The 12,357-nt window shown below is 75.2% G+C and carries 1 protein-coding gene and 1 pseudogene; both read right to left on the bottom strand.

Annotated elements, in window-relative coordinates; all coding sequences use genetic code 11:
* A pseudogene (locus tag WBA97_RS09100) lies at positions 1 to 3,532 on the bottom strand (type I polyketide synthase); the annotation flags it as partial.
* On the bottom strand, positions 3,522 to 12,350 hold the full coding sequence (locus WBA97_RS09095) for an SDR family NAD(P)-dependent oxidoreductase (protein ID WP_424230285.1): 8,829 nt from the start codon (positions 12,348 to 12,350) through the stop codon (positions 3,522 to 3,524). The gene WBA97_RS09095 and the pseudogene WBA97_RS09100, both read right to left, overlap by 11 nt.
* Between the last annotated feature and the right edge of the window lie 7 nt (positions 12,351 to 12,357).

Raw genomic sequence — 12,357 nt, 5'->3', positions numbered from 1 at the left:
GGACCGTGCCCGCCGGGCGCCACTGGCGGGCCGGGGGCGTCTCGCCGGTGGCGGCACGGACGAGGCGGGCGGCGGCGGCGCCGTCGGCGCGCAGGACCACCTGGTTCTCGTCGCCCGCGAGGACGCTCGCGAGGCGGGCGTCGGGGGCGCCCGCGACATCGATCAGGCCGGACCAGGCGGGGTTCTCGTGGGCGACGACCCGGCCGAGGCCCCAGACCAGTGCCTGCTCGGGGTGGTCGACGGTGTCCGTGGCACGCGCGCGGACGGCCCGGTCGGTCGCGCACCAGATCGGTGCGGTGCTGCCCGCGTCGCGCAGGGCGTGCAGCAGGGTCAGGGTGTCGGCGAGGCCCGAGGTGAGGTTCGGGTGCGCGGGACGGGTCCGGCCGTCGAACGCCAGCAGGGACAGGACACCGGCCGGGTCGGTGACGGCGGCGGTGACGCGGGCGGCGAGCGCGGCCCGGTCGTCGGTGCCGTCGATCTCGATCGTGACGGCCCGCGCGCCCGCGCCGGTCAGCACCGCACGGGTGGCGGTGATCCGCTCGTCGTCGGCGAGGTCGGCGGGGACGGCCAGCAGCCAGGTGCCGGTCAGCCGCGCGGCGGGCACGTCGACCGGGACCCAGTCGACGCGGTAGCGCCAGGAGTCCACAGTGGACCTGTCGCGGTCGGCGCCGCGCCAGGCGGCCATGGTGGGCAACAGGTCGCGCAGCGGGGTGTCGCCGGTGACGTCGAGCAGGCCGGTGAGGGTGCCGAGGTCGGCGCGGTCGACGGCGGCCCAGAACCGGGACGGGCCGGGGTCCTGCGCCGGTGCGGCAATGGTGGCGGTGTCGAGCCAGAACCGCTTGCGCTGGAAGGCATACGGGGGCAGGTCGACGATCCGGCCGCCCCACGGCCGCGTGACGGTGTCCCAGTCGACGTCGACGCCGTGCACGTGGGCCTCGGCGAGCGCGGTCAGCCAGCGGCGCTGGCCGCCGTCGTCGCGGCGCAGCGTGCCGAGCACGGCGGCGCGGGTACCGCAGGACTCGACGGTCTCGGTGATCGCGCCGGTCAGCACCGGGTGCGGGCTGACCTCAAGGAACGTCGAGCGGCCAAGGGCGGCGAGGCCACGGATGGTCCCTTCGAAGCGGACGGTCTCGCGCAGGTTGGTGAGCCAGTACCGGGCGTCGAGGGTGGTGGTGTCGACCTGCTCGCCGGTGACGGTCGAGTGGAACGGGACCTCGGACCGGCGAGGCGTGATGGGTGCGAGATCGGTCAGCAGCCGCTCGCGGAGCAGCTCGACCTGGGCGGAATGGGAGGCGTAGTCGACGGGGATGCGCTTGGCGCGCACACCGCGGTCGGCGCAGGCGGCCAGCAGCGCGTCGAGTGCCGCCGGGTCGCCGGAGACGACGGTGGCGGACGGCCCGTTCTCGGCGGCAAGGGACAGCCCGCCATCGGCAGCTTCGAGGAGGTCCGCGACGGCGGAGGGCGCCGCGGCGACGGACACCATGCCGCCGTTGCCGGACAGCACGGCGCCGATGGCGGCGCTGCGCATGGCGACGACGCGGGCGCCGTCCGCCAGGCTGAGCGCACCCGCCACGACGGCGGCGGCGATCTCACCCTGCGAGTGGCCGACGACGCCATCGGGGACGACACCGGCCGACCGCCAGAGCGCGGCGAGCGCGACCATCACCGCCCAGGAGGCGGGTTGCACGACGTCGACCCGGTCGAGCGGGTCGGCGCGCAGCACGTCGGTCAGCGACCAGTCCACGAACGGGGCGAGCGCCCGTGCGCAGTCCTCGATCGTGGCGCGGAACACCGGCTCGGTGTCGAGCAGCGCCGCGGCCATCCCCGCCCACTGCGCGCCCTGGCCGGGGAAGACGAACACGGCGCCACCCGCCCCGGTGTCGCCGGTGCGGCGCACGACCCCGGGCGGCGCGGCGCCATCGACGAGCGCGGCGAGCCCGGCACGCAGCTCGGTCTCGTCCGCGCCGACGACGACGGCCCGGTGGTCGAGGACCGCGCGGGAGCCGATCAGCGCGCGGGCGGTGTCGACCGGATCGGTGCCCGGGTTGGCCCCGGTGTGGGCGAGCAGGCGGGCGGCCTGCCCGGTGAGTGCCTCGGGGGTCGTGCCGGACACGGTCCACGCCAGCGCGGCGGGGCGGGTCCCGGTGACCGAGGGCGTGTCGGCGTCGGCGGGGGCCTCTTCGATGACGACGTGGGCGTTGGTGCCGCTGACCCCGAAGGCGGACACGCCAGCCCTGCGCGGCTCGGTGACCCTCGGCCACGGCCGGGACTCGGTCAGCAGCTCGACCGCGCCAGCCGACCAGTCGACGTGCGGGGTCGGCTCGTCGACGTGCAGGGTCTGTGGCAGCGACTCGTGCTGGAGCGCCATCACCATCTTGATCACGCCGCCGGCACCGGCCGCCGCCTGTGCGTGGCCGATGTTCGACTTGACCGAGCCAAGCCACAGCGGGCGGTCGCGGTCCTGGCCGTAGGTGGCGAGCAGCGCCTGCGCCTCGATGGGGTCGCCGAGGGTGGTGCCGGTGCCGTGCGCCTCGACGGCGTCGACATCGGACGTGGACAGCCGGGCGTCCCGCAGCGCGGCCCGGATGACCCGCTGCTGCGACGGCCCGTTGGGGACGGTCAGGCCGCTGGACGCGCCGTCCGAGTTGACCGCGGTGCCGCGCACCACGGCCAGGACGCGGCGGCCGTTGCGGCGTGCGTCCGACAGGCGCTCCAGCAGGAGCAGCCCAACGCCCTCGGCCCAGATCGCGCCGTCGGCGGCGGCGGAGAACGACTTGCAGCGAGCGTCCAGCGCCAGGCCGCCCGAGTCGGCGAAGTCGACGAAGGTGTTCGGGGTGACCAGCGCGGACACGCCGCCCGCCAGCGCGAGCGTGCACTCCCCCGACCGCAGCGCCCGCACCGCGAGGTGCAGCGCGACGAGCGAGGACGAGCACGCGGTGTCCACGGTGACCGACGGGCCCTCCAGGCCAAGCGAGTAGGACACCCGCCCGGAGATCACGCTGCCCGCACTGCCGGTGCCCACATAGGCGCCGACACCCTCGGGGATGTCCAGTACCCGGCCGATGTACTCGCTGTACATGGCCCCTGCGAACACGCCGGTCCGGCTGCCGCGCAACGACAGCGGGTCGATGCGGGCGCGCTCGACGGCCTCCCACGACGCCTCGAGCACCAGCCGCTGCTGCGGGTCCATGGCCTGGGCCTCGCGCGGGCTGATCCCGAACGGGGCCGGGTCGAAGTCGGCGAGGTCGGGCAGGAACCCGCCTGCCCTGCGGAACCGGGCGCCGGGACCGTCGAAGTAGGACAGGTCCCAGCCGCGGTCGGCGGGGAACGGGGAGGTGGCGTCCACGCCATCGTCCACCAGCCGCCACAGTGCCTCCGGGGAGTCCGCGCCGCCGGGCAGGCGGCACGCCATGCCGACGATCGCGATCGGTTCCCGGTCGGCGGCCTCGACCGCGCGGAGCCGCTTGCGGACCTGGTCGAGGTCCGAGGTCGCGCGCTTGAGGTAGTCGCGCAACTGCTCCTCATTCGCCATCGGAACCTCCGTCGATCAACGCGAACATCTGCTCGTCGGTGGCCAGGTCGAGGTCGGCGTAGGAGTCCGCGTAGGAGTCCGCGCCGCCGATGCCGGTGTCGTACCTGGCGATGAGGGCCTGCATGCGGTCGATGACCCTGGTGCGGGTCTCGTCACCGGCCTCGGTCAGCGTCAGCGCCGCTTCGAGACGGTCCAGTTCCGCGGTCAGCGGCGGGACACCCGCGACCGCGGCCACGGCCAGCGCGGTGCGCAGGTGCTCGGCGAGCTTGGTCGCGGTGGGGTGGTCGAAGATGAGCGTGCTGGGCAGCCGCAGCCCGGTCGCGGTGGCGAGCCGGTTGCGGATCTCGATCGCGGTCAGCGAGCTGAAGCCCAGCTCGGTGAACCCGCGGCCGGGATCGACCTCGGCGGGCGACGCGTGGCCGAGCACGGCGGCGGCGTGGCCGAGCACCAGGTCGAGCAGCAGCCTGCGCTGTTCCAGCTCGGACAGCTCGCCGAGACGGGTGACCAGGTCGGGGCCCGGGTCTCCCCCACTGCCCGCGGTCCGCCACACCGGGGCGCGGACCAGGCCACGCAACAGGCCGGGCACCGGTCCGGTGCCCGCGCCCGCACGCATGGCGGCGATGTCCAGCCGGGTGGCGACCAGGTGGGCGGTGTCGGCGCGCAACGCGGCCTCGAACAGCGCCGCACCGTCCTCATCGGACAGTGCGGCACCCGCCCTGGTGGCCCTGGCCAGGTCGGCGGCGTCGAGGTGGGCGCTCATCGCGCTCACCCGCTGCCACATGCCCCAGCCGATCGCGGTGCCCGGCAGTCCGGCGGCGCGGCGGCGCTGGGCGAGCGCGTCGAGGAAGGCGTTGGCGGCGGCGTAGTTGCCCTGGCCGACCGAGCCCATCGCGGCGGCGGCCGACGAGAACAGGACGAACAGCCGCAGCGGCATGTCCCTGGTCAGCTCGTCGAGGTGCACGGCGGCGTCGACCTTGGGCCGCAGGACGGTGTCGAACTGCTCGGGCAGCAGCGACCCGATGACGGCGTCGTCGAGCGCACCGGCGGCGTGCACCACACCGGTGAGGGTGCGGTCGCCGATGGCGGCGGCCAGTGCCGCGCGGTCGCCGGTGTCGCACGCGATGACCTCGGCGGTGGCGCCGAGTCCGGCCAGGTCCGCGACCAGATCGGTGGCGCCGGGCGCGGCCGGGCCGCTGCGGGACAACAGGATCAGCTCGCGGACCCCGTGCTCCCCGGCGAGGTGGCGGGCCACGACGCCGCCGATCATGCCGGTGCCGCCGGTGATCAGCACCGGTCCGTCAAGCTCCGGCAGTTCGGCCGAGCCACGCGCCCTGGCCAGGCGCGGCACCAGCGGGTGCCCGCCGCGGACGGCCACCTGCTCCTCGCCGAGACCGACGGCCTCGACCAGTGCGGGGGCCGCGGTCCCGGGGTCGTCGACGTCGACGAGGACGATCCGGTCCGGGTTCTCGCTCTGCGCGGTGCGGACCAGGCCGAGGACGGCGGCGGCGGCGAGGTCCGCGACGTCGTCGGCCGGGCCGGTGGCGACCGCGTTGCTGGTGAGGACGACCAGGGTCGCGTCGGCGAGGACCGGGTCCTCCAGCCAGAGCTGGAGGGTGGTCAGCGCGTCCTCCAGCAGCGTCCTGGTGGCCTCTGGCAGGTCGCCGCCGGGGGTGTCGCCGGACCAGACGACCACGTCCGGGACGGCGCGGCCCGCGGCGACCGCGAGCGCGAGGGCGTCGAGGTCGGTGTGCCAGTCGATGTCCGGGACCCGGTCGGCGAGTTGCTCCGCGATGCCGAGCGAGTCGTCGCCGACGACCGACCAGGACACCGGGGCCGTGCCGGGGACCGACGCGGCCGGGGCGGTCCAGTCGATCCGGAACAGGGCGTCGCCCGGGCCGGTGGCGGTGCGCAGGTCCTCGGGCGAGACGGCGCGGGTGACCATCGACTCGGCGGTGAGCACCGGGGCGCCTGCCGGGTCGGCGATGTCAAGGCGGACCGCGTCGGCGCCGTCGGCGCGGGACAGCCGGACCCGGAGTCCGGTCGCGCCGACCGCGTGCAGAGCGACCCCGCGCCAGGCGAACGGCAGGCGGACCGCGTCGGCACCGGTGTCGACGTCGCGGACCATGCCGCCGACCTCGACGGCGTGCAGCGCGGCGTCGAGCAGGGCCGGGTGGACGCCGAACCAGCGGGCGTCGGCGTGCGCCTGTTCCGGCAGGGCGACCTCCGCGTACACCGCGCCGTCGGCGGCCTTCCATACGCCGCGCAGGCCGCGGAAGGTGGGGCCGTAGGCGTAGCCAGCGGCGGCGGCACCGGCGTAGAAACCGTCCAGCGGCACCTGTTCGGCACCGGGCGGCGGCCACTGGGTGAGCGAGCGCGGTTCGACCGGTCCCGCCGGGACGAGGTGGCCGACGGCGTTCGCGGTCCACGGGGCGTCGGTGTCGGCGGACTCGGGGCGGGAGTACACGGTGACCTGCCTGCCGCCGCCGGCTTCCTCCTGCCCGACGGAGACCTGGAGACGCACGGCGTCGCGTTCGGGGACGGCGAGCGGCGCCTGCAGGGTCAGTTCGTCGAGGCGAGCGCAGCCGACCTGGGCGCCAGCCAGCAGCGCCATCTCGACGAACGCGGTGCCGGGCAACAGGTTCGTGCCGCGCAGGGCGTGCTCGGTCAGCCAGGTCTGCGTGCTCGCGGCGAGCCTGCCGGTGAGCAGGACACCGTCCGCACCGGCGACCGGGAGGGCGGCGCCGAGCAGCGGATGCGCGGTGGCGCCGAGGCCGACACCGGTGACATCGCTGACGAAGTGGCCGCGTTCCGGCCAGAAGCGGGTGCGCTGGAACGCGTAGGTGGGCAGCTCGACCGGGCGGCCCTGCGGCACCACGGTCGTCCAGTCGACGTCGACGCCGTGCACGTGGGCGTCGGCGACGGCGGCGAGCCAGCGGTCGCGGCCGCCCTCGCCTCGGCGCAGGGTGCCGAGCACGGCGCCGGTCACCTCGACCGCGTCCAGGGTCTCCTGGATCGGCGCGGTCAGCACCGGGTGGCCGCTGATCTCGACGAAGACGGTGCGGCCGTCGGCGATCAGGTTGCGGGTGGCCTGCTCGAACAGCACCGGCTCGCGCAGGTTGCGGAACCAGTAGGCGGCGTCGAGGGCGGCGGTGTCGAACCGGGCGCCGGTGACGGCGGAGTAGAAGGGGATCTCGCCGGTGCGGGGGGCCAGCCCGGCGAGGACGGCCAGCAGGCGCTCACGCACCTGGTAGGTCTGGCGGGAGTGGCCAGCGCAGTCGGTCGGGACGCGCTTGGCGCGCACGCCCCTGCGCTCACACTCGGCCAGCAACGCGGCCACGGCGTCGTTGTCGCCGGACACGACCGTCGACATCGGACCGGACAGGCCGGCGAGGCTGAGTCCGGCCTCCCACGGCCCGATGAGCCGGGCGGCGTCGACGGCGGAGACCGGCAGGGACACCATGCCGCCCTTGCCAGCCATGTGCTCGGCCAGCAACTGGCTGCGCAGCGCCACGACGCGCGCGCCGTCCTCAAGGCTGAGGCCACCGGCCACGACCGCGGCCGCGATCTCGCCCTGCGAGTGCCCGACGACCGAGGACGGCCGCACGCCGACCGAGCGCCACAGCGCGGCCAGCGCGACGTTCACCGCCCACAGGGCCGGCTGGACGACGTCCACCCGCGCCAGCGAAGGACCCTCGCCACGCAGGACGTCCACCAGGGACCAGTCGACCAGCGGCGCGAGCGCCGCCTCGCACTCCGCGAGCCGCGCGCGGAACACCGGCTCGGACGCCAGCAGTTCGAGCGCCATGCCCTCCCACTGCGAGCCCTGGCCGGGGAAGACGAACGCGACCCCGCCGTGGCGGGAGACGCCGGTCAGCACGCCGTTCCCGGCACGCCCGTCGGCGACGGCGGTGAGCCCGGCGGTCAGGCCGTCGCGGTCGTCGGCGACGACGACGGCGCGGTGTGCCAGCGTGGCCCGCGAGCGGACCAGCGCGGCCGCGACGTCGTGCGGATCGGTGTCCCGGTGCGCGGCGGCGAGCCGGGCGGCCTGGCCGCGCAGCGCGTCGGCGGTCGTCGCCGACAGCACCCACGGCACCGGGCCGGGCCTGGCGGCACCTGCCCGGCCTGCCCGGTCCAGGTCGGGCGCCTGTTCGAGGACGACGTGGGCATTGGTGCCGCTGACCCCGAAGGACGACACCCCGGCGCGGCGGGGGCGGCCGGTCACCGGCCACGGCTTGGCCTCGGTCAGCAGCTCCACCGCGCCTGCCGACCAGTCGACCTCGGGGGTCGGCTCGTCGACGTGCAACGTCATGGGCAGCACGCCGTTGCGCATCGCCATCACCATCTTGATCACGCCGCCGACACCGGCGGCGGCCTGGCTGTGGCCGATGTTGGACTTGAGCGAACCCAGCCACAGCGGGTCGCCCGCGCGGTCCTGGCCGTAGGTGTTGAGCAGTGCCTGCGCCTCGATCGGGTCGCCGAGGGTGGTGCCGGTGCCGTGTGCCTCGACGGCGTCCACATCGGACGTGCCGAGACCGGCGTTGGCGAGCGCCTGGCGGATGACCCGCTCCTGCGACGGGCCGTTGGGTGCGGTGAGACCGTTGGACGCGCCATCGGAGTTGACCGCGGTCCCCCGGACGACCGCCATGATCGGATAACCGGCACGCAGCGCGTCGGAGAGCCGGGCGACCAGCACGACGCCGATGCCCTCTGCCCAGCCGGTGCCGTCGGCGGACGCGGAGAACGCCTTGCAGCGCCCGTCCGGCGACAGCGCCCGCTGCCTGCTGAACTCGACGAACACCGCAGGGGTCGACAACACGGTGACCCCGCCCGCGACCGCGAGGTCGCACTCCCCCGTCCGCAGTGCCTGCGCGGCCAGGTGCAGGGTGACCAGCGACGACGAGCACGCGGTGTCCACGGTCATCGCAGGGCCCTCGAACCCGAACGTGTAGGACACGCGGCCGGCGAGGACGCTGCCGGAGGTGCCGGTGCCGATGAAGCCCTCGACGCCATCGGGCAGGACGCTCATCGTGGTGGCGTAGTCGTAGTACATGAGCCCGGCGAACACGCCGGTGCGGCTGCCGCGCAGGCTCGACGGGTCGAGCCCCGCGCGTTCGAGCGCCTCCCAGGACGCCTCCAGCATGAGCCGCTGCTGCGGGTCCATCGCCAGTGCTTCGCGTGGGGAGATGCCGAACGGCGCGGGGTCGAACTCGTCGGCGTCGTGGACGAAGCCGCCTTCGACCACATAGGACTTGCCGGAGCTGTCGGGGTCGGGGTCGTAGAGGCCGTCGGTCTGCCAGCCGCGGTTGACCGGCAGCGGGGACACCGCGTCGGTGCCGCTGGACACCAGCTGCCACAACGCTTCCGGGCTGTCGACGCCGCCGGGGTAGCGGCAGCTCATGCCGATGATGGCGATGGGCTCGTCGGACACGGTCCTGGTGGTGGCGGCCCCGGTCGTGCGCTCGACGCCGAGGAGGCGTTCACGCAGCCAGGTGCCGAGCACCTCGGGGTTCGGGTAGTCGAACACGAGGGTGGCAGGCAGGCGCAGGCCGGTGGAGCCCGCGAGCCGGTTGCGGAGCTCGACGGCGGTCAGCGAGTCGAACCCCAGCTCCTTGAAGGGACGGCGGGGTTCGACCACGTCCGCCGACGGGTGGCCGAGCACGGTGGCGGCCTCGGTCCTGACCAGTTCGACCATGACACGCAGTTGCTCGTCGTCGGCGAGGGCGGCGATCCGCGCGCCGAGGCCGGTGGTGACCGGGGCGCTGCCCGCGCGGCGGACGCGGGGACGGACCAGGCCGCGCAGGAGCGCGGGGACCACGCTGTCCGGGTCGCGGTCGTGGCCCGCGCGCAGCAGATCGACGTCGATCGGCATAGCCACGACGTGCGGCCTGCCCCCGGCGAGCGCCCTGTCGAGCAGGGCGAGGGCATCGCCGGTGGTCAGCGCGCCACCTGCCTGCGTGATGCGGGCCCGGTCGGTGGCGTCGAGGTGCGCGGTGATGCCGCTGGCCACCTCCCACAGGCCCCAGCCGACCGACAGTGCCGGCAGGCCGTCGTCGGCGCGGAGCCGGGCGAGACCGTCGAGGAAGCCGTTCGCGGCGGCGTAGTTGGCCTGGCCTGCCGCTCCGAAGGTGGCCGACGCGGACGAGAACAGGGCGAACAGGGCCAGGTCCTCGGTGGCGGTCAGCTCGTGGAGCAGGGCGGCGGCGGTCGCCTTGGGGGCGAGCACCGCGTCGACGCGCTCCGGGGTCATGGTCTCGGTGATGCCGTCGTCGACGATCCCGGCGGCGTGGACGACGCCGGTCAGCGGGTGCTCCGCGGGGATCGCGGCCAGGACCGCGGCGAGCGCGTCCCGGTCGGACACGTCGGCGGCGACGATCGTGATCGTGGCCGCGTCGGCGAGGTCGGCCAGCGCGGCGGCACCAGGAGCGTCGGCGCCGCTGCGGCCCGCCAGCACGAGATGCCGGACCCCGTGGCCGGAGACCAGGTGGCGGGCGACGGCGGCACCCAGCGCACCGGTGCCGCCGGTGATCAGGACGGTGCCGTCGGGGTTCAGCGCCGGTGCCTCGTCGTCGCCGCCCTCGGCGCGGGCCAGGCGCGGCACGAGGACCTTGCCGTCGCGGATGCGCAGGTGCGGCTCGTCGGTGGCGAGCGCGGCGGCGGGCGGCAGGGTGCCGTCGGTGTCGACGACGGTGAACCGGCCGGGGTGCTCGGTCTGGGCGGCGCGGACCAGGCCCGCGACGGCGTCGGCGGCCGGGCCGCCGGTCGTGATCAGCGCGAGGTCGGTGTCGTCGGCGACGGCCTGCTGGATGGCCGCGAGCGCGGCGTGCGTTGCGGTCCTGGTCGCCGCGGTCATGGCGGCCGCTGAGGCGGGCGACGCGGTCGGGATCTCGGCGAGCGTGCCGCCGGTCCCAGTGCCCTGTCCCGGCGGGCCCGCTGGGACCCAGTCCACGGTGAACAGCCAGGGGCGGGCATTCGGCTCGGCCGAGGCGGCGGGGCGCAGCACGAGCCGCTCGACGGTGGCGACGGGCGCACCGTTCTGGTCGGCGACGGTGAGGGTGACGGCGTCGGGGCCGTCGGCGGTGATCGTGACGCGGAGAGCGGACGCCCCGGCCGCGTGCAGGTGGACACCGGTCCAGGCGAACGGGAGCCGGACGCCACCGGTGACCAGACCCCCGACGCCCGCGGCGTGCAATGCCGAGTCGAGCAGGGCGGGGTGCAGGCCGAAGCGGTCGGCGGGGGTGTCCTCGGGGAGGGAGACCTCGGCGTGGACGGTGTCGCCGTCGGTCCACGCGGCGGTGAGGCCCTGGAAGGCGGGACCGTAGTCGAGCCCGGCCCGCGCGGCGGCGGCATACCAGTCGTCGACGGGCAGCGGGGTGGCGGCGAGCGGCGGCCAGGCTGCGGTGGCCTCGGGGACGGTGGCGGGGGTGGTGGACAGGACGCCGTCGGCGTGGCGGATCCAGTCGCCGTCCGCGCCGGAGAAGATCCCGATGGCGCGCCTGCCGTCGGCGCCGGGGGTGCCGACGGTGATCTGGATGGTGACGCCGCCCGTCCCGGGGAGGCGGAGTGGGGCGCTGAGGGTCAGCTCGTCGACGACGGGGCTGCCGACGAACTCGCCTGCCCGCAACGCGAGTTCCACGAACGCGGTGCCGGGCACGACGACCGAGCCGAGGACGACGTGCCCGGCCAGCCACGGGTGGGTCGCGGTCGACAGGGTGCCGGTGAGCAACGCGCCGTCGCCGGTGGCGAGGGTGACCGCGGCGCCGAGCAGCGGGTGGTCGGCGCCGGTGAGTCCGGCGGCGGCCACGTCGGCGGCGAGGGTGTGCGCGGGCCAGTAGCGCTGGCGCTGGAAGGCGTAGGTGGGCAGCGGGATCACGCGTCCCGGCACGACGGCGGCCCAGTCGGCGTCGACGCCACGCACCCAGGCGGCGCCGAGACCGGCCATGAGCGCGCGGACCTCGTCGCGGTCGCGGTGCTGCAACGGCACGGCGTCCTCGACGTGTGCGGACAGCGCGGCGTCGGGCCCCAGCTCCAGGAACGTGGTCACACCGTCCTCGCGGACCGCGGCGACAGCATCGGCGAACCGGACAGTGCGGCGAACCTGAGCAACCCAGTAGGCCGGATCGGTCACCGCACCGGGCATGCGGATCGCGGGCTCGTGGTAGGTCAGCGACTCGGCCACCGTGGCGAACTCGGCCAGCATCGGCTCCATCAGCTTCGAGTGGAACGCATGCGACACGGAGAGCCGCTTCACCCGGCGACCCTCAGACCGCCAACGCTGTTCAAGAACGCCGATCTCGTCCTCAGTCCCCGACACCACCAACGAACCAGGACCGTTCACCGCCGCGACATCGACCCCGGCCGGAACGTCCACTTCGGACACCTCGGCCGCCAGCATCGCCCCACCAGCGGGCAACGCCTCCATCAACCGACCGCGAGCCGACACCAGCGCACACGCGTCATCCAGCGACAGCACACCAGCCACGTGCGCGGCCGCGATCTCACCGATCGAGTGGCCGATCAGGTAGTCGGGGGTGACACCCCAGGACTCCAGCAGCCGGAACAACGCCACCTCGAACGCGAACAACGCCGCCTGCGCGTACCGCGTCCGGTCCAGCCGCTCCTGGTCGTCCCACGGGATCTCCCCGATCCGGGCACTCACCGCGTCAACCACCTCGGCGAACACCGGGAACCCCGCACACAGCTCACGCCCCATCCCCGCACGCTGCGAACCCTGACCCGAGAACAGGAACGCCAGCGGGCCGGGCTCGGTGTGGCCGGAGACGTACCCGCGGTCGGCGAGGCCGGTGCGTGCCTCGTCCACATCGGAC

Source organism: Actinophytocola sp. (assembly GCF_049647105.1).
GTDB lineage: Bacteria > Actinomycetota > Actinomycetes > Mycobacteriales > Pseudonocardiaceae > Actinophytocola.
The sequence above is the reverse complement of the archived record's forward strand: the minus strand, read 5'-3'. Positions and strand labels throughout refer to the sequence as shown.